General features: G+C 66.4%; 16 protein-coding genes. 9 read left to right on the top strand and 7 right to left on the bottom strand.

What is annotated here, in order from left to right; all coding sequences use genetic code 11:
- Positions 1–4 precede the first annotated feature (4 nt).
- The 9 genes from RTK35_RS04130 to RTK35_RS04090 all read left to right on the top strand — a co-directional run bounded on the left by RTK35_RS04130 (position 5) and on the right by RTK35_RS04090 (position 6,343).
- On the top strand, positions 5–739 hold the full coding sequence (locus tag RTK35_RS04130) for a class I SAM-dependent methyltransferase (RefSeq protein ID WP_394354011.1): 735 nt from the start codon (positions 5–7) through the stop codon (positions 737–739).
- Entirely contained in the window at positions 736–1,233 is a 498-nt protein-coding gene (locus tag RTK35_RS04125) for a hypothetical protein (RefSeq protein WP_316907449.1), read from the top strand. The genes RTK35_RS04130 and RTK35_RS04125 overlap by 4 nt, the downstream gene beginning before the upstream one ends.
- A complete protein-coding gene (locus RTK35_RS04120; RefSeq protein WP_316907448.1) occupies positions 1,230–2,417 on the top strand; it encodes a beta-ketoacyl-[acyl-carrier-protein] synthase family protein in 1,188 nt (395 codons plus the stop codon). The genes RTK35_RS04125 and RTK35_RS04120 overlap by 4 nt, the downstream gene beginning before the upstream one ends.
- Positions 2,414–2,863: a hotdog family protein gene (locus tag RTK35_RS04115; RefSeq protein ID WP_160481833.1), complete on the top strand. Its 450-nt coding sequence runs from the start codon at positions 2,414–2,416 to the stop codon at positions 2,861–2,863. Before RTK35_RS04120 ends, RTK35_RS04115 begins: the two co-directional genes overlap by 4 nt.
- Entirely contained in the window at positions 2,860–3,588 is a 729-nt protein-coding gene (gene fabG / locus RTK35_RS04110; RefSeq protein ID WP_316907447.1) for a 3-oxoacyl-ACP reductase FabG, read from the top strand. The genes RTK35_RS04115 and fabG overlap by 4 nt, the downstream gene beginning before the upstream one ends.
- Positions 3,588–4,814, top strand: coding sequence for a beta-ketoacyl-ACP synthase (locus RTK35_RS04105; protein ID WP_222900446.1), 1,227 nt, complete (start codon positions 3,588–3,590; stop codon positions 4,812–4,814). The genes fabG and RTK35_RS04105 overlap by 1 nt, the downstream gene beginning before the upstream one ends.
- A 14-nt stretch (positions 4,815–4,828) precedes the next feature.
- Positions 4,829–5,236, top strand: coding sequence for a hypothetical protein (locus tag RTK35_RS04100; protein ID WP_160481830.1), 408 nt, complete (start codon positions 4,829–4,831; stop codon positions 5,234–5,236).
- A gap of 26 nt (positions 5,237–5,262) precedes the next feature.
- The gene (locus tag RTK35_RS04095) at positions 5,263–5,709 is read left to right on the top strand and encodes an excinuclease (RefSeq protein WP_044406758.1); all 447 of its coding nucleotides are present in this window, start codon (positions 5,263–5,265) and stop codon (positions 5,707–5,709) included.
- A gap of 208 nt (positions 5,710–5,917) precedes the next feature.
- Positions 5,918–6,343: a hypothetical protein gene (locus tag RTK35_RS04090; protein ID WP_044406755.1), complete on the top strand. Its 426-nt coding sequence runs from the start codon at positions 5,918–5,920 to the stop codon at positions 6,341–6,343.
- Between the two features lie 58 nt (positions 6,344–6,401).
- Here the strand turns inward: RTK35_RS04090 and hemE are convergent, their stop codons facing one another.
- From hemE to pilQ, 7 genes are all read right to left on the bottom strand, one after another.
- Positions 6,402–7,469 (bottom strand): uroporphyrinogen decarboxylase, encoded by a 1,068-nt coding sequence (hemE, locus tag RTK35_RS04085; protein WP_044406752.1) that lies wholly within the window; start codon positions 7,467–7,469, stop codon positions 6,402–6,404.
- Between the two features lie 308 nt (positions 7,470–7,777).
- Positions 7,778–9,196, bottom strand: a complete 1,419-nt coding sequence (locus RTK35_RS04080; protein ID WP_074973707.1) for an FAD-dependent oxidoreductase — start codon at positions 9,194–9,196, stop codon at positions 7,778–7,780.
- 113 nt (positions 9,197–9,309) lie between these two features.
- Positions 9,310–13,755: a glutamate synthase large subunit gene (gene gltB, locus RTK35_RS04075; RefSeq protein ID WP_316907446.1), complete on the bottom strand. Its 4,446-nt coding sequence runs from the start codon at positions 13,753–13,755 to the stop codon at positions 9,310–9,312.
- Positions 13,756–14,020: 265 nt separating this feature from the next.
- Positions 14,021–15,688, bottom strand: coding sequence for an SPOR domain-containing protein (locus RTK35_RS04070; protein ID WP_316907445.1), 1,668 nt, complete (start codon positions 15,686–15,688; stop codon positions 14,021–14,023).
- 10 nt (positions 15,689–15,698) lie between these two features.
- Positions 15,699–16,802, bottom strand: coding sequence for a 3-dehydroquinate synthase (gene aroB, locus RTK35_RS04065; protein WP_316907444.1), 1,104 nt, complete (start codon positions 16,800–16,802; stop codon positions 15,699–15,701).
- 52 nt (positions 16,803–16,854) lie between these two features.
- Positions 16,855–17,373: a shikimate kinase AroK gene (gene aroK / locus RTK35_RS04060; protein ID WP_074973697.1), complete on the bottom strand. Its 519-nt coding sequence runs from the start codon at positions 17,371–17,373 to the stop codon at positions 16,855–16,857.
- 5 nt (positions 17,374–17,378) lie between these two features.
- Positions 17,379–19,463 (bottom strand): type IV pilus secretin PilQ, encoded by a 2,085-nt coding sequence (gene pilQ, locus RTK35_RS04055; protein ID WP_142013728.1) that lies wholly within the window; start codon positions 19,461–19,463, stop codon positions 17,379–17,381.
- Positions 19,464–19,472: the final 9 nt, after the last annotated feature.

Raw genomic sequence — 19,472 nt, 5'->3', positions numbered from 1 at the left:
GGGCATGAGCATGCAGCGCGCCGCCGCCACCTACGTCGAGGAAACCCGCTTCGGCTTCTGGTTCCTGCAGAGCCACACCTGGGAGCACCACGTGCTGCGGGTGGCGATCAATGACCTCAAGGGCCTGTTCCACGCGCCACTGCCGGAGGCGCCGGTGCTGCTGGACGCCGGCTGCGGCCAGGGCAAGTCCTTCCGCCTGCTGGCGGACGCCTTCGCACCGTCGCGGATGATCGGCCTGGACGCCGATCCGCACAGCCTCGACTGCGCCCGCGCCGAAGCCGAGCGCCAGGGGCTGGCGGTGGAGCTGCTGGCCAGCGACTGCGCCGAACTGCAGCTGCCGGACGCCAGCGTGGACCTGCTGTTCTGCCACCAGACCTTCCACCACCTGGTGGAGCAGGAGCGCGCCCTGGCGGAGTTCTGGCGGGTGCTGAAGCCGGGCGGCTACCTGCTGTTCGCCGAGTCCACGCGCTACTACATCGACACCTGGGTGATCCGCTGGCTGTTCCGCCACCCGATGCACGTGCAGCGCACCGCCGCCGAGTACGAGGCGATGGTGCGCGGCCAGGGCTTCGTGTTCGAGCCGCGCAACGTCTCCTACCCCTACCTGTGGTGGAGCCGCTCCAGCGACTTCGGCCTGCTGGAGCGCTGGGGCCTGCGCACGCCGCCTCCGCCCGGGCAGCGCAACGAGACGCTGGTGAACCTGGTGGCCCGCAAGCCCCTGGAGGCACCCGCAGCATGACCTGGCGCGCGCTGACCCTGCTGGCCTGCCTGCTGCTGGCCGCCTGTGCCGGGACCACCCCGGTGCCGGCGCGCCTGCCGCCGCTGGAGCTGCCGCTGTCGCTGCACGTGGCACGCGAGGCCCGGGGCGAGCAGCGCGACTGGCTGCTGGTGGTGCAGGACGAGGGCGGCGTGCTGCGCTGGTCGCTGTTCGACCCGCTGGGCGTGCCCCTGGCGCGCCAGCGCCTGGAGGCCGGCGCCTGGCACAACGACGGCCTGCTGCCGCCCAACCCCGAAGCCCGCGAGCTGTTCGCCGCGCTGCTCTACGCGCTGGTGCCTTCCGAGGCCCTGCCCCGCGTCTACGCCGGCATCCCCCAGCAGGTGGGCGCCGACGGCAGCCGCGAGCTGGATGGCCGCTGGCGGGTGGCCTACCGCACGCCCCTGCAGTTCGACCTGCAACGCCGCGAAGGACCGCATTACCGCATCAGCCCGCTGACGGGCGAGGAGCCTCGATGACCGCATCCCTCAACGCACTGGGCCTGGTCTGTGCCCTGGGCCAGGGCAAGGCCGCCGTGGCCCGCAACCTCCTGGCCGGCGACACCGCCGGCATGCGCCCCCACGCCGACTGGGTGCCCGAGCGCACCCTGACCCTCGGCGCGGTGGACGCCGAACTGCCGGCACTGCCGGCCGAGCTGGCCGCCTGCGACAGCCGCAACAACCGCCTGCTGCTGGCCGCCGCCCTGGAGATCGAGCCGGAACTGCGCGCCGCCGTGGCCCGCCATGGCGCGGCACGGGTGGGCGTGGTGCTGGGCACCAGCACCTCGGGCATCCAGGAAGCCAGCCTGGGCATCGGTGAGCAGCTGCGCACCGGCGCCCTGCCGGCGGACTACCGCTACGCCCAGCAGGAGCTGGTGGCGCCGGCGGCCTTCCTGGCGGCCTGGCTGGGCAGCGCCGGGCCGGCCTACTGCATTTCCACCGCCTGCACCTCCAGCGCCCGGGCCCTGCTCAGCGCGCGCCGCCTGCTGCAGCTGGGGGTGTGCGATGCGGTGGTGTGCGGCGGGGTGGACTCGCTGTGCGGGCTGACCCTGAACGGCTTCGCCGCGCTGGAGGCGGTCTCCGACAGCCTGTGCAACCCGCTCTCGCGCAACCGCCGGGGCATCAACATCGGCGAGGGCGCGGCGCTGTTCCTGATGGAGCGCGACGCCGGCGGCATCGCCCTGCTGGGCGCGGGTGCCGGCTCCGATGCGCACCACATCTCCGCCCCCGAGCCCAGCGGCCTGGGGGCCCAGCGCGCGATGCGCCAGGCCCTGGCCGATGCCGGGCTGGAGCCGTCAGCGATCGACTACCTGAACCTGCACGGCACGGCCACCCAGCACAACGATGCGATGGAGAGCCTGGCCACCACGGCGGTGTTCCCCGAGGGCGTGCCGGCTTCGTCCACCAAGCCGCTGACCGGCCACACCCTGGGCGCCGCCGGGGCCCTGGAGGCGGCCTTCTGCTGGCTGGCCCTGAGCCCATGGAACCCGGAGCACCGCCTGCCGCCCCACCGCTGGGACGGCGAGCCCGACCCCGAGCTGCCGGCCCTGCGCCTGGTGGACGGGGCCTCGCGCCTGCCCGCCCAGCGCCCGCGCCGCCTGATGAGCAACTCCTTCGCATTCGGCGGCAGCAACATCAGCCTGATTCTCGGAGACGCGCCATGAGCGATTGGCCGATAGCCGAACTGGTCCCCCATGCCGGGGACATGATCCTGATCGACCAGGTCCTGCGCTTTGGCGACGAGGACGTGGAAACCCGCCTGACCGTGCGCCCGGGGTTGTTCACCCAGGACGACGGCAGCCTGCCGGCCTGGGTCGGCGTGGAACTGATGGCCCAGAGCATCGCCGCCTACGCCGGCTGCCAGGCCCGTCAGGCGGGACAACCGGTGGAGCTGGGCTTTCTGCTCGGCACCCGCCACTACCAATGCAACGTCGACCGCTTCCCGGCCGGCGTGGACCTGCACATCACCGCCACCCGCTCCCTGCAGGACGACAGCGGCATGGGCGTCTTCGAATGCCGCCTGACCGGGCCGGGCATCGAGGCCTTCGCCCGCCTCAACGTCTTCCGTCCGCCGCAGGTGGCGAGCTACCTGGAGGAACCCCAAGCATGACCGAGACCATCCTGGTCACCGGCTCCAGCCGCGGCATCGGCCGCGCCATCGCCCTGCGCCTGGCGCGCTCGGGCTACGACCTGGTGCTGCATTGCCGCTCGCGCCGCGACGAGGCCGAGGCGGTGAAGGCCGAGATCGAAGCCCTGGGCCGCAGCGCCCGGGTGCTGCAGTTCGACGTCTCCGACCGCGCCGCCTGCCGCGAGCAGCTGGAGGCCGACGTGGAAGCCCACGGCGCCTACTACGGGGTGGTGTGCAACGCCGGCCTGACCCGCGACGGCGCCTTCCCGGCGCTGAGCGACGAGGACTGGGACAGCGTGCTGCGCACCAACCTGGACGGCTTCTACAACGTGCTGCACCCGCTGAGCATGCCGATGATCCGTCGCCGCAAGCCGGGGCGCATCGTCTGCATCACCTCGGTGTCGGGGCTGGTGGGCAACCGCGGGCAGGTCAATTACAGCGCCTCCAAGGCCGGGGTGATCGGTGCCGCCAAGGCGCTGGCCATCGAGCTGGCCAAGCGCCGCATCACGGTCAACTGCGTGGCGCCGGGGCTGATCGATACCGAGATCCTCGATGAGCGGGTGCCGGTGGAGGAGATCCTCAAGATGATCCCGGCCCAGCGCATGGGCACGCCGGAAGAAGTGGCCGGTGCGGTGAATTTCCTGATGTCCGAGGAGGCCGGCTACATCACCCGGCAGGTCCTCGCTGTGAACGGTGGGCTGTGCTGATGAAACGTGTAGTGGTCACCGGCATGGCCGGCATCACCTCCCTGGGCGACGACTGGGACAGTATCTGGAGCCATTTCACGGCCAACCGCAGCGGTATCCGCCGGATGGACGAGTGGGACCGCTTCGCCGAGCTGAACACCCGCCTGGCCGGGCCCATCGACGGCTTCACCACGCCGTCGCACTGGACCCGCAAGCAGATGCGCAGCATGGGGCGGGTCTCGAAGCTGTCGGTCTACGCCGCCGAGCGGGCCCTGGCGGACGCCGGGCTGGCGGGCGACGAGCGCATCCGTGACGGGCGCATGGGCGTGGCCTGCGGGTCGTCTACCGGCAGCACCGAGGAGATCAAGGCCTTCGGCAACATGCTGCTGAACTCGGTGGCCGACGGCCTCAACGCCAACTCCTACGTGCGCATGATGCCGCACACGGCGGCGGCCAATATCAGCATCTTCTTCGGCCTCAAGGGCCGGCTGATCCCCACCTCCAGCGCCTGCACCAGCGGCAGCCAGGGCATCGGCTACGCCTACGAGGCGATCAAGTTCGGCCGCCTGCCGATGATGCTGGCCGGCGGTGCGGAGGAGCTCTGCCCCACCGAGGCGATGGTGTTCGATGCGCTCTACGCCACCAGCCTGAAGAACGATGCGCCGCACACCTCGCCGCGCCCCTACGACACCGGCCGCGACGGCCTGGTGATCGGCGAGGGCGCCGGCATCCTGGTGCTGGAGGAACTGGAGCATGCCCTGGCCCGTGGCGCGCGGATCCACGCCGAGATCGTCGGCTTCGGCTGCAACGCCGATGGCCAGCACACCACCAAGCCGGAGCAGGCGACCATGCGCGGGGCGATGGAACTGGCCTTGCAGGACGCGGGCCTGCCGCCTTCGGCCATCGGCTACGTGAACGGCCACGGCACCGCCACCGAGCAGGGCGACGTGGCGGAGACCCTGGCCACCAGCAGCCTGTTCGGCGCGCGGATGCCCATCAGCTCGCAGAAGAGCTTCCTCGGCCACACGCTGGGTGCCTGCGGCGCGCTGGAGTCCTGGTTCAGCATCGAGATGATGAACCGCGACCAGTACATCCACACCCTCAACCTGGACGCGGTGGACCCGGCCTGCGGCGAGCTGGACTACCTGCGCGACGGCCCGCGCCAGATGAGCAACGAGTACGTGATGAACAACAACTTCGCCTTCGGCGGGGTCAACACCTCGTTGATCTTCCGTCGCTGGCGCTGACACGGAGCCCCACGATGAAAGGAACACGTCCCCTCGCCGTCCTCGCGCTGGCCCTGGCACTGGCCACCGGCTGCAGCACCCAGCGCCCGGTCCTGAACCCCCACGAGCCGGTGCCGCCGAGCCTGAACGTGAGCCAGTCGCAGATGCAGGCGGCCATCCTCGCGGCGCTGCAGGCCCGCGACTGGACGCCGACCCGCGTCACGCCGACCGAGATCAGCGCCAGCATCAATGTGCGCAACCGTCATCGCGCGGAGATCGCCATCGCCTACAGCCCCCTGGACTTCGACATCCAGTACCGCAACAGCAGCGGGCTGAACTACGAGAACGGCGAGATCCACCGCAACTACAACCGCTGGGTGAACAACCTCAGCAACACCATCCTGCGCGAGATCCAGACCCGCGCAGCGATCGCCGGACAATGACCCCAAAAGCCGTCAAGGAGACGACCATGCAACGCAAGACCTGGACCGCCGTAGCCCTGCTCACCGCCACCCTGCTGCCGGGCATCAGCCAAGCCCGCGACACGACGCACTTCCTCGACTTCAACTCCGTGGTCGCCGAGGCCGTGCAGGCCGGCCGCCTGGACGGCACCGTGAAGTTCTACCTGGCGGGCAACACCCCGGCGGGCCAGGTGACGGTGATCAACCCGAACGTGACCACCAGCCAGAAGACCAACGCCTTCAACAAGACCGACGAGGAAGCCTGCCGCTGGGCCCTGCAATCGGCGCTGATCCGCCTGCAGAACGCGGCCAAGTCCGCCGGTGCCAACGCGGTGGTCGACATCGCCAGCAACTACAAGAACAAGGAATACAAGGACAGCGCCAAGTACGAGTGCCACGCCGGTGCGCTCATGGCGGGCGTTGCCCTGAAGGGCAAGGTGGCCAACGTCAAGTAAGCCGCATTGCTGTGAAAAGAGGCCGCCTTGTGCGGCCTTTTTGCTTTCTGGCGGCGGCTGGTTCGGCCGCCCTCCAAGGGCCTGCCGATACACGCCTGATCCTCGGAAATTTCCTTCAAGGCCCTACGCCCGGGCGCCCCAGGACCCCGTGCTAGCCTCGCGGCCCCGCGCTTGCGGGTCTCCAAACTCCAACAAGAAGGAACAAGCCGTGCGTGTACGTTTTGCCATCGCCACCCTGGCCCTCGCCCTCACCACCGGTTGCGCCACCGGCCTGAACTCGGTGCAGAAGGCCGAGCTGGACCACTACGAAGCCCGCGGCATGGCGGTGCAGGAAAAGAACCCGGGCCTGGGCGCGGGTCTGGGCCTGCTGCCGGGCGGCGGGTCGTTCTACGGGCGGGAGTACGGCTTCGGGGTGGTCAACCTGCTGCTGTGGCCGCTGTCGATCCTCTGGGACCCGGTCAGCGGCTACGAGGCGTCGCGCTCCATCAACTACCAGGCCACCCGTACCCACATCGAACGGCAGCGCAAGAAGGCGCTGGACGAGCTGGACGCGAAACTGGCGGGCAATGAGATCGACCTGAAGGAATACACGCTGCAGCGGCGCCAGGTGGAGGAGCGCTACACGGCTTACTGACGCGCCTGCGTGGACATGAAAAAGGCCGCTGATGCGGCCTTTTTCATTGGGGTGGCGATCAGCCGTGGTACTGGGCCGACAGCTCGTGGACGGCTTCGAAGAAGGCGCCGGCGTGGGCCGGGTCCACTTCGGGGGTGATGCCGTGGCCGAGGTTGAAGACGTGGCCGGTGCCCTGGCCGTAGGCGGCGAGGATGCGGCTGACTTCGTTGCGGATGGCGGTGGGGCTGGCGTAGAGCACGGACGGGTCCATGTTGCCCTGCAGGGCGACCTTGCCGCCGACCCGTGCGCGGGCGCTGCCGATGTCGCAGGTCCAGTCCAGGCCGAGGGCTTCGGCGCCGGTGTCGGCCATGGACTCCAGCCACAGGCCGCCGCCCTTGGTGAAGAGGATGACGGGGATGCGGCGGCCTTCGTGCTCGCGGATCAGGCCGTCGACGATCTGCTTCATGTAGGCCAGGGAGAACTCCTGGTAGGCCGCTGCGGAGAGGGCGCCGCCCCAGGAGTCGAAGATCTGCACGGCCTGGGCGCCGGCGAGGATCTGGCCGTTGAGGTAGGTGGTGACCGAGCGGGCCAGCTTGTCCAGCAGGGCGTGCATGGCCTGTGGGTCGTTGTAGAGCATGGCCTTGGATTTGCGGAAGTCACGGCTGGAGCCGCCTTCGACCATGTAGGTGGCGAGCGTCCAGGGGCTGCCGGAGAAGCCGATCAGCGGGACGCGGCCATCGAGTTCGCGACGGATGGTGCGCACGGCGTCCATGACGTAGCCCAGGTCCTCCTCGGCGTCGGGGATGGGCAGGGCGTCGATGTCGGCGCGGGTGTTGATCACCTTGCGGAAGCGCGGGCCTTCGCCGGTCTCGAAGTACAGGCCCTGGCCCATGGCGTCGGGGATGGTGAGGATGTCGGAGAAGAGGATGGCCGCGTCCAGCTGCGGGTAGCGGTCCAGGGGCTGCAGGGTCACTTCGCAGGCCAGTTGCGGGTTCATGCACAGGCTCATGAAGTCACCGGCCTTGGCGCGGGTGGCGCGGTACTCGGGCAGGTAACGACCGGCCTGGCGCATCATCCAGACGGGGGTGACGTCGACGGGCTGCTTGAGCAGGGCGCGAAGGAAGCGGTCGTTCTTCAGAGCGGTCATGGCAGGTTCCCAGCAAAAAAGTGCCGGCATTTTCGCAAAGCCCAACGCAAAAGGCACGGCGGGTGCCGTGCCTTTTGTCTTTCGCGACAGAATGTCGCGGCGAAGGGCTACAGGCCGAGGGGCACATTAGAGTGGACCGCGCTTTATCGATCCACCTTTCGTGTTCGCCGGCCACTCCGCCTGGTGGATGCAAAGAGCGGCATCCACCCTACGCATTTAGGTCCACCGCAGCGGTGTGCGGATCGGCACCGCCGGTGGATGCCAAGAGCGGCATCCACCCTACGCACTGGCGGCGTGTGGCTTGCCGCTTAAACGCCCAGGTAGTCGAGGATGCCTTCGGCGGCGGTGCGGCCTTCGAAGATCGCGGTGACCACTAGGTCGGAGCCGCGCACCATGTCGCCACCGGCGAAGACCTTGGGGTTGCTGGTCTGGTGCTTGTACTGCGCCTGGGCCGGGGCGACGACGCGTCCCTGGCTGTCGATGCGGATGTCGAACTGCTCGAACCACGGCGCCGGGCTGGGACGGAAGCCGAAGGCGATCAGCACGGCTTCGGCCGGGATGATCTCTTCGGAACCGGGGATCGGCTCGGGGCTGCGGCGACCACGCGCGTCGGGCTCACCGAGGCGGGTTTCGACGACCTTGACGCCTTCCACCTTGCCGTCGCCGACGATGGCGATGGGCTGGCGGTTGAAGAGGAACTTCACGCCCTCTTCCTTGGCGTTCTTCACCTCTTTGCGCGAGCCGGGCATGTTCTCTTCGTCGCGGCGGTAGGCACAGGTGACGGCCTTGGCGCCCTGGCGGATGGAGGTGCGGTTGCAGTCCATGGCGGTGTCGCCGCCGCCGAGGACGACGACGCGCTTGCCCTTCATGTCGACGAAGTCCTCGGGGGACTTCTCGAAGCCGAGGTTGCGGTTGACGTTGGCGATGAGGAAGTCCAGCGCGTCATGCACGCCGGGCAAATCTTCGCCGGGGAAGCCGCCCTTCATGTAGGTGTAGGTGCCCATGCCCATGAACACGGCATCGAACTCACCGAGCAGTTGCTCCATGGTGATGTCCTTGCCGACTTCGGTGTTGAGGCGGAACTCGATGCCCATGCCGGTGAAGACTTCGCGGCGACGGCTGAGGACGTGCTTCTCGAGCTTGAACTCGGGGATGCCGAAGGTCAGCAGGCCGCCGATCTCGGGGTTCTTGTCGAACACCACGGGGGTCACGCCGTTGCGCACCAGGACGTCGGCACAGCCGAGGCCGGCCGGGCCGGCGCCGATGACGGCGACGCGCTTGCCGGTGGGCTTGACCTTGGACATGTCAGGGCGCCAGCCCATGGCGAAGGCGGTGTCGGTGATGTACTTCTCCACCGAGCCGATGGTGACCGCGCCGAAGCCGTCGTTGAGGGTGCATGCCCCTTCGCAGAGACGGTCCTGCGGGCAGACGCGGCCGCAGACCTCGGGCAGGGTGTTGGTCTGGTGGGACAGTTCGGCGGCGGCGAGGATGTTGCCTTCGGAGACCAGCTTCAGCCAGTTGGGGATGAAGTTGTGGACCGGGCACTTCCATTCGCAATAGGGGTTGCCGCAGCCCAGGCAGCGGTGGGCCTGGTCGGCCGCCTGCTGGGGCTTGAAGGTGTCATAGATCTCGACGAATTCCTTTTTGCGCTGGCGCAGCAGTTTCTTCTTCGGATCCTTGCGCCCGACCTCGATGAACTGGAAGTCGTTGTTCAGACGTTCAGTCATTTGGAAAACCTCTTAACAGCAGCGGCACGTCAGGGCGGCACGCTGCAAGACTCATCACGGTTGGCCAGCGGGCCCGGCGTCGGTGACGCGCGGGCTCGCGGCTCGGGCGCTTGTTATTGCGGGTTGGCTCGGGTGCTGGAGAGCAGCGACGCGAGGTTCGCAGCCTTCGGCTTGACCAGCCAGAACCGGCGCAGGTAGTCGTCCAGGTTTTCCAGCAGGTGGGCACCCCAGTCGCTGGAGGTTTCCTTGACGTACTCCACCAGCACGCTGTGCAGGTGGCTGCGGTAGGCCTCCATGGACTCGTTGCTGATGCGCTGGATTTCCACCAGTTCGTGGTTGACCCGGTCGACGAAGCTGTTGTCCATGTCCAGCACGTAGGCGAAGCCGCCGGTCATGCCGGAACCGAAGTTGTAGCCGGTCTTGCCGAGGACGCAGACGAAGCCGCCGGTCATGTATTCGCAGCAATGGTCGCCGGTACCTTCCACGACGGCATGGGCGCCGGAGTTGCGCACGCCGAAGCGCTCGCCGGCGGTACCGGCGGCGAACAGCTTGCCGCCGGTGGCGCCGTAGAGGCAGGTGTTGCCGATGATGGCCGACTCCTGGCTCTTGAACGGGCTGCCCTTGGGCGGGGTGATGACCAGCTTGCCGCCGGTCATGCCCTTGCCGACGTAGTCGTTGGCATCGCCTTCGAGGTAGAGGTCCAGGCCGCCGGCGTTCCACACGCCGAAGCTCTGGCCGGCGGTGCCCTTGAAGCGGAAGGTCACGGGGGTGTCCTTCATGCCCTGGTTGCCGTAGCGACGGGCGATCTCGCCGGAGATGCGTGCGCCGATGGAGCGGTCGCAGTTGCCGATGGTGAGGTCGAAGCAGCCACCGGACTTGCTCTCGATGACGCCCTTGGCCATGTCCCACATGCGCTCGGCCAGCAGGCCGGGGTCGAACGGCGGGTTGCGGTCCACCTGGCAGTACTGGGGCTTGTCGGCCGGAATGCGGTCGCTGCCCAGCAGGGGGGTGAGGTCGAGGTTGCCCTGCTTGGCGGTTTCGCCCGGCAGGATGTCCAGCAGGTCGGTGCGGCCGATCAGTTCGCCGAGGCTGCGCACGCCGACGCGGGCCAGCCACTCGCGGGTTTCTTCGGCGACGTAGGTGAAGAAGTTCATCACCATTTCGACGGTGCCGATGAAGTGGTCCTTGCGCAGCTTGTCGTTCTGGGTGGCGACGCCGGTGGCGCAGTTGTTCAGGTGGCAGATGCGCAGGTACTTGCAGCCCAGGGCGATCATCGGGGCGGTGCCGAAGCCGAAGCTCTCGGCGCCGAGGATGGCGGCCTTGATGACGTCGAGGCCGGTCTTCAGGCCGCCGTCGGTCTGCACGCGGACCTTGCCGCGCAGGTCGTTGCCACGCAGGGTCTGGTGCGCTTCGGAGAGGCCCAGCTCCCAGGGGCTGCCGGCGTACTTGATGGAGGTCAGCGGGGAGGCGCCGGTGCCGCCGTCATAGCCGGAGATGGTGATCAGGTCGGCATAGGCCTTGGCCACGCCGGCGGCGATGGTGCCGACGCCGGGCTCGGCCACGAGCTTCACCGAGACAAGGGCCTGGGGGTTGACCTGCTTGAGGTCGTAGATCAGTTGGGCCAGGTCTTCGATGGAGTAGATGTCGTGGTGCGGCGGCGGCGAGATCAGGGTGACGCCGGGCACGGCATAGCGCAGGCGGGCGATCAGGCCGTTGACCTTGCCGCCGGGCAGCTGGCCGCCTTCGCCGGGCTTGGCACCCTGGGCGACCTTGATCTGCAGCACTTCGGCGTTGACCAGGTACTCGGGGGTGACGCCGAAGCGGCCGGTGGCGACCTGCTTGATCTTGGAGCTGCGCACGGTGCCGTAGCGGGCCGGGTCTTCGCCGCCCTCGCCGGAGTTGGAGCGCGCGCCCAGGCGGTTCATGGCCTCGGCGATGGCTTCGTGGGCTTCGGGCGAGAGGGCGCCGAGGGAGATGCCGGCGGAGTCGAAGCGCTTGAGGATGTCGCCGACGGGTTCGACGTCATCGAGGGACAGGGGCTGGGTGCTCTCCTTGACCTTGAGCAGGTCGCGGATCATGGACACCGGGCGCTGGTCCACCAGGGCGCTGTACTGCTTGTAGGTCTCGTAGCTGCCCTGCTGCACGGCGGCCTGCAGGGTGTTGACCACGTCGGGGTTGTAGGCGTGGTACTCGCCGCCGTAGACGAACTTGAGCAGGCCGCCCTGCTGGATCGGCTTGCGGTTGCTCCAGGCTTCCTGGGCAAGCAGCTTCTGTTCGCTCTCGATGTCGACGAAGCGGGCGCCCTGGATGCGGCTGGCAACGCCACGGAAGCTGAGGTCGACGACTTCGTCGGCCAGGCCGACGGCTTCGAACAGCTGGGCGCCACGGTAGGAGGCGATGGTGGAGATGCCCATCTTCGAGAGGATCTTCAGCAGGCCCTTGGAGATGCCTTTGCGGTAGTGCTTGAAGACTTCGTAGAGGTCGCCGAGGACTTCGCCGGTGCGGATCAGGTCGGCAAGCACTTCGTAGGCGAGGTAGGGGTAGACGGCGGAGGCGCCGAAACCCACCAGGACGGCGAAGTGGTGCGGGTCGCGGGCGGTGGCGGTCTCGACCAGGATGTTGCAGTCGCAGCGCAGGCCCTGCTCCACCAGGCGGTGGTGCACGGCGCCGACGGCCAGGGAGGCGTGGGCGGGCAGCTTGCCGGGGGCGATGTTGCGGTCGGTGAGGATCAGCAGCACCTTGCCGGCGCGCACGGCTTCTTCGGCCTGGTCGGCGATGTTGCGCACGGCGGCTTCGAGGCCGATGGACTCGTCGTAGTTGAGGTCGATGACCTGGCGCTCGAAGCCTTCGCGGTCGAGGGTCATCAGGGCGCGCCACTTGGCCGGGGAAATCACCGGGCTGCTGAGGATGACGCGGCTGGCATGGGCCGGGGACTCGGAGAAGATGTTGCGCTCGGCGCCCAGGCAGATCTCCAGGGACATGACGATGGCTTCGCGCAGCGGGTCGATCGGCGGGTTGGTGACCTGCGCGAACTGCTGGCGGAAGTAGTCGTAGGTGGAGCGCACGCGCTTGGACAGGACGGCCATGGGGGTGTCGTCGCCCATGGAGCCGACCGCTTCCTGGCCCTGCTCGGCGAGCGGACGCAGTACCTGGTCACGCTCTTCGAAGGTGACCTGGAACATCTTCATGTACTGCTTGAGCTGGTCGCTGTCGTAGCTGGCGACGCCGTGGTCGTCGTCGAGCTTGGCCTGGATGCGCACGGCGCTCTGGCGCAGCCACTGCTTGTAGGGGTGGCGCGACTTGAGGCGGCTGTCGATGTCCTCGGTGTTGAGGATCTGGCCGGTCTCGGTGTCGACGGCAAGGATCTGGCCGGGGCCGACGCGGCCCTTGGCGATGACGTCCTCGGGCTTGTAGTCCCACACGCCGATTTCGGAGGCGAGGGTAATGTAGCCGTTCTTGGTGGTGACCCAGCGGGCCGGGCGCAGGCCGTTGCGGTCGAGCAGGCAGACGGCGTGGCGGCCGTCGGTCAGCACGACGCCGGCGGGGCCGTCCCAGGGCTCCATGTGCATGGAGTTGTATTCGTAGAAGGCACGCAGGTCGGCATCCATGGTTTCCATGTTCTGCCAGGCCGGCGGGATGATCATGCGCACGCCACGGAACAGGTCGATGCCGCCGGTGACCATCAGTTCGAGCATGTTGTCCATGCTGGAGGAGTCGGAACCGACGCGGTTGACCAGCGGGCCGAGTTCGTCGATGTCGGGCAGTTGCTCGTTGGCGAACTTGGTGCGACGGGCGACGGCCCAGTTGCGGTTGCCGGTGATGGTGTTGATCTCGCCGTTGTGGGCGAGGAAGCGGAAGGGCTGCGCCAGCGGCCACTTCGGCAGGGTGTTGGTGGAGAAGCGCTGGTGGAAGACGCAGATGGCGGTCTGCAGGCGTTCGTCACCCAGGTCCGGGTAGAACTGCTGCAGGTCGGCCGGCATCATCAGGCCTTTGTAGATGATGGTCTTGTTGGAGAAGCTGCAGACGTAGTGGTCGGCGTCGGCGGCGTTGGCCACGGACGAACGACGACGCGCGCTGAACAGCTTGACCGCCATCTCCTGGTCGGACAGGCCTTCGCCGCCGATGAACACCTGCTCGATCTGCGGCAGGCGCTCCAGGGCCAGTTGGCCGAGCACGCTGGTGTCCACCGGGACCTTGCGCCAGCCGACCAGTTGCAGGCCGGCGGCTTCGATCTCGCGGTTCATGTTCGCGCGAGCGACCTCGGCACGGGCGTTGTCCTGGTTGAAGAACACCATGCCCACGGCGTATTGCCCGGGCAGGTCGACGCCGAAGGTTTCCTTGGCGATTGCACGCAGGAACAGGTCGGGTTTCTGGATCAGCAGGCCACAGCCGTCGCCGGTCTTGCCGTCGGCGTTGATACCGCCGCGGTGGGTCATGCAGGTCAGTGCTTCGATCGCGGTTTGCAGAAGATGGTGACTGGCCTCGCCCTGCATGTGGGCGATCAGGCCGAAGCCGCAGTTATCCTTGAACTCATCAGGATGGTACAGACCTGCTTTCATAGGGGGAACTCTCACCAGAGCAGCCTCTTTTTAGAGGCGGAATTTCTTTTAATTCAACCACTTACCTCTCGCGCCGGACTTGACGCCAGCTTTGCGTAGGCAAAAGGGAGGTCAGTGTACATATCCACTGGGGTCGTTACAAATCTGCACGACGATTCGGTGAAAGTTTTTGTCGCAAAAGCGAAGGAATAGACCGGAAGGTCGTGCTAGCGACTTTCCGGTCACATCTGGAGATGTCAAGTGACAGGTGAGCCCGGGACCGGGCTCAGCGGGCCATCTCTTGCTGGATGCTGGCGAAGCTCTTCGGCCAGGGCTTGCCGGCCTGCACCTTGGCGGGCAGGGCCTTGATGGCGGCCTGGGCGGCGTTGCGGCTGGGGAAGTTACCATAAGTGACCACGTACAGTGGCTTACCCTGGTGCAGCTTCTTGAAGTAACGGTACTCGCCGCCGTTCTGCTGGACGAACGACTTGGCGCTGGCTTCGGAGCTGGTGCCGAGAATCTGCACGGCGTAGTTGCCACCTGCCTGGGCACGGTACCAACCATCACCTGCACCACCACCCGCGGAGGCGACTGCAGCCGGCTTGGCAGCGGGCTTCTCGGCCGGCTTGGCTGCCGGTGCGGTCGCTGCAGGCTTGGCGGTCGGCGCCGGGGTTGCTGCGGGCTTGGCCGGCTGCGCACTGGGGGTGGCCTGGGCCACGACCGGAGCGGCAGGCGCGGTGGCCGGCGCTGCCGGTCGGGTAGCCGGCTGCTGGGTGACGATGGGTGCGGGCGGCTGGGCCGGCGCGGGGCTGGCCGTGGCTCCGACGGGCGGGGCGACCGTGGTCACGGTGGGCGGCACGGTGCTGCCTACGGGCGGGGCACCGGCTTCATCCTGGTCTTCCTGGCCGGCGGCCTGGGCCAGCGGCTCACGGATGACCGGCTGGGCTTCGCCCACCAGCGGCAGGGGCAGCGGCTGCGACGAGCCGGCGAATTCGACGGCCGGCGCTTCACCGGGTTTGCCCGGCTGCTCAGGCGTGGACGGGGCAACGCCCTGGCCCAGGGGCAGTTGTGCGGTAGTGGGCTGGGCCGGTGCAGTGTGATCGGAACGACCCTGCATCAGCCAGGCGGCGACGACACCGACCGCGACGACGCCCAGTGCCAGCAGGTGCTTCTTCGGTAGATTCAAGCTGAACCCTCCTTTGCGCGATGCGCCCCGCTCGGCGAGCATCGCTTCTACCAGGAGCTCGCGAGCGGCCTGATTGATGCCGCCGGGCCAGCCTCCGGACTGGAGGTGGATGTCTTCGATCTGTTCCTCGGTCAGCAGGTCGATACTCTGGCCGGCGCCTTCGAGGCGCTGCGCCAGGTATTCGCGGGTTTCGTCCTCGCTGTAGGGCAGAAGTTCAATGGCGTGGAAGCGTTCTTCACCATCAGCGACCAGTTCCAGGCGCGGCAGCAGCGAGGAGTCGGCGAAGAGGAAGACATGGGGACGCGATTCGCCGCTGCCGGCCGCCAGGGCCAGCAGGTTGTCGACGCCGGCGTCGTCCAGGTCCTCGGCATCATCGACGAGGAGGTAGACCTCCTGGCCGGTCAGGGCCAGTTGGCCGACCTGGGCGAGGATGGAGCGGCTGTCTGCCTGGGGAATGCCGAGCGCCTGGGCGATGAGGCGCATCAGGCCACCGGCCTCGGCGGCGCCGCGCGCGGACACGACCACGCTCTGCACGGCCTGCTTGTTGGTGCTGGCGACCAGGGCCTGGCGCAGCAGGGTCTTGCCGGCGCCGTTGGGCCCGGTCACGACCAGCAACAGCTGGCTGTAGCGGGCCAGGTGGTGCAGCTGGCCGAGGACGGGCTTGCGCTGGGCCGGGTAGAACTTGAAGCCGGGGACCCGCGCGGCGAACGGGTCATGGGTGAACTGGTAGTGGGCCAGGAAGGCCTCTTCAGCGTGCAGGCTGCTCATGGGACTGTTTTTACTCTCCAAGCTCTTCGGCCAGGGCGCGGTAATCGGCGCTCAGGGTCTCGTCCAGAATGTTGCCCGGGTAATCGGCGGTGACCACCGCCTCTCCGAGCCGGCTCAGCAGCACAAGGCGCAACTGGCCATCGATCACTTTCTTGTCTACGGCCATGTGCTCCAGGAAATGGGCGGGGGTCATCTCCTGGGGCGGTACGATCGGCAGGCCCGCTGCACACAGCAGGCGCATGGAGCGGTCGCGCTCTGCGGCGTCGATCCAACCGAGGCGACGGGACATTTCCAGGGCCATGACGGTCCCGGCGGCTACCGCCTCGCCATGCAGCCAGACGCCGTAGCCCATGTGGGTCTCGATGGCGTGGCCGAAGGTATGCCCCAGGTTGAGGGTGGCGCGGATGCCGGATTCGCGTTCATCGGCACCCACTACGCGGGCCTTGGCGGCGCAGGAGCGCTCGATGGCCTCGGTCAGCGCCGTCGGCTCGAGGGCCAGCAGGGCCTCCATGTGCGTTTCCAGCCAGTCCAGGAATGGCGCATCGCAGATCAGGCCGTATTTGATCACTTCGGCGAGCCCGGCGGAGAGTTCGCGAGGCGGCAACGTGCGCAGGGTCGCAGTATCGATCAGCACGGCCTTGGGCTGGTAGAAGGCACCCACCATGTTCTTGCCGAGGGGGTGGTTGATGCCGGTCTTTCCACCGACCGAGGAATCCACCTGGGACAGGAGGGTGGTCGGGACCTGGATGAAGTCGACGCCACGCTGGTAGCAGGCGGCGGCAAAGCCGGCCATGTCGCCGATGACGCCGCCACCCAGCGCGATGATGGTGGTGCGGCGGTCATGACGTGCGGTGAGCAGGCCGTCGAAGATGAGCTGGAGGGTTTCCCAGTTCTTGAAGGACTCGCCATCAGGCAGAACGATTGGCTGGACCTTGTAGCCGGCGAGGGTCTGGGTCAGCCGTTCGAGATAAAGCGGGGCGACGGTTTCGTTGGTGACGATGGCCACCTGCTTGCCCGCGATATGCGGCGCAAACAGCTCGGCCTTCGACAACAGGTCGGCACCGATGTGGATGGGATAGCTACGCTCGCCGAGATCGACCTGAAGTGTCCGCATGAGGCCCCCACTATGAAAAAGGGCACTAGGATAGCGCAGTTCCGCCCGCCCTTTAACGGGGCGGAAGGCCCTGTAGTCGCTCAAGTATTTCCTGCACCACCATCCGCGGCGGACGTTCATCGGTCTCGATGATGATGTCGGCGATCTCACGGTAGAGCGGATCACGAATGGCCATGAGGTCACGGAGGACCTTGGCCGGATCTGCCGTCCGCAGAAGCGGCCGGTTGCGGTCCTTGGACGTCCTGCCGATCTGCTGGTCGACAGAGGTGTGGAGGTAAACCACCCGACCGCCCGATCGCAGCGCTTCACGGTTGGCAGGCCGAAGCACGGCCCCCCCACCCGTCGCCACGACCAGCCCATCGGCTTCGCAAAGCTCCTGGATCATGGCCTGTTCGCGGTCACGGAAGCCCTGCTCCCCCTCCACATCGAAAATCCAGGGAATATTCGCCCCAGTTCGCTGTTCGATCTCCTTGTCGGAGTCCTTGAACGGCAAACGGAGTTCCTTGGCAAGCAAACGCCCGATGGTGCTCTTTCCAGCTCCCATCGGGCCAACGAGGATCAGATTGTGCACTGATATCAGCGACTCACAGCGATAGCCTGGTTGTTCATGATACGCGGAGTCAGGAATACCAGCAGCTCGGCTTTCTTGTCCTGGACGGTGTCACGCTTGAACAGCCGGCCGAGGTAAGGGAGATCGCCCAGGAACGGTACCTTGTCGGTCGACTTGGTCTGGGTGTTTGAGAACACGCCACCGATCACGATGGTTTCGCCGTCATTCACCAAGACCTTGGCGTTAACCTCGTTCTTGTTGATCGGGGGTACGCCATTAAGGGCATTGGAGAAGTCAGGAGCATCCTTGGTCACCTTGACTTCCATGATGATGCGGTTGTCAGGCGTGATCTGCGGGGTCACCTCGAGGGACAGAGCGGCCTCTTTGAAGGAGGTGCTGGTGGCGCCACTGGAGCTGGCTTCCTGGTAAGGGATTTCTGCACCCTTCAGGATCTTGGCGGTCTCTTTGTCAGAGGTGACAACCTTCGGCTGGGAAACAATTTCACCGTTACCGGTCTTCTCCATTGCCGAGAGTTCAAGGTCGAGGATGGTGTTGTCGGTTACGAAGCCGATACCAATCGATGACGTCGAGTTGGTTGCCCCCATGTCAACGAACGTCCCCAGTGCAGCATTAGGACTGGTCGGGTTTGCACCTGTACGAACGCCGCCCTTGCCGCCGATGGTGAAGTTATTGTCACCAATACTTGCACCACGCCAATTCACACCGAGCGACTTGTCATAGTCGACGTTTGCCTCAACGATCCGCGCCTCGATCATTACCTGGCGAACCGGGATGTCGAGCTGGGTAACGATGCGACGCAATTCGTCCAGTTTGTCCTGGGTCTGGTAGGCGATAATGCTGTTGGTACGATCATCGACGGTAATGGAGCCCCGTTCATCGGTGGTTGACGGCTCTCCGCTCGTGACGGACTGGAAGAGCTTGGCGATGTCAGCCGCCTTGGCGTAGTTGACCTGAATGAGCTCGCGGCGCAGCGGAGCCAATTCGGAAATCTGCTTCTGAGACTCCAATTCTTGGCGTTCACGGGCAGCGATCTCGTCCGCTGGTGCAACCAGCAGCACGTTACCGACCTTGCGCTTGTCCAGGCCCTTGGTTTTCAGGACGAGATCAAGTGCCTGATCCCAAGGTACGTTCTGCAGGCGGAGCGTGATGTTGCCTTGTACGGTATCGGACGCAACCAGGTTCAGATCGGTGAAGTCAGCAATCAGCTGCAGTACCGAGCGGACATCAATATCCTGGAAATTGAGCGAGAGCTTTTCGCCAGAATAGGCAAAGCGCTCGGTCTTGCGCTTCTCCATATCTTCTTGGGTAAGCGGTTTGATACTGACAGTCAGCTTGTTTTCAGTCTGGTAGGCCAGGTAGTCGTAGAAGCCCGTCGGCTCGATCACGATACTGGCATCACCCGAGCTGCCAGAGGCACTGACGAACTGAACCGGGGTCGCGAAATCCTTTACATCAAGACGAACACGCAGAGACTCCGGAATTTGGGTCTTGGAAAAGTCCAGGCGAATCTTTCCACCCTGCTCCTGGATGTTGGGACTCACACTGGGGTCGGACAGGGTAATCACAACGTTACCCTCGCCCTGCTCGCCTCTCTGGAAATCAATGTTGCTGATTGCCTTGCCCGCAGGCGCGAACGCTTTTACAGGTGCGGCAGGCTGTGACGGAGCCGCTACTGGCGCACTGGTGCGTGCAGCCTGTTGAGCAGCACCGGCAGCATCGCCAACCAGGACATAAAGGTTGTTACCCTCAACTCGCGTGCTGTAAGGCACCAACGTTGACAGGTTGATGATCATGCGAGTGCGATCTTTCGCCTCGACAAGAGTGACGCTCCGAGCGTTACCTACCCCGAGCTCGCGGTTCTTGCTGCCAAGTTTGTTGGCAACGCCAGGCAGGTCCAATGCGATCCTTGCAGGCTGCTCAATCGTGTAGCCTCTCGGCTGTACAACGGGGCCGTCGAAACCGAGTTTCAGCTCGACCTTTCCGCCCGGCAGGGCCGCGACGTCCAGAGCCTTGAGGTCAGCAGCCAGCAACATGGGTGAAAACATGGCCGCCAGAAGAGAAAGTCCAAGGCGCGTTAGGGAGCTGTTCATTGTCAAATT

The organism is Pseudomonas sp. zfem003 (assembly GCF_032621675.1).
GTDB lineage: Bacteria > Pseudomonadota > Gammaproteobacteria > Pseudomonadales > Pseudomonadaceae > Metapseudomonas > Metapseudomonas otitidis.
Note: the sequence above shows the minus strand (reverse complement) of the source record. Positions and strands in the feature narration are given on the sequence as shown.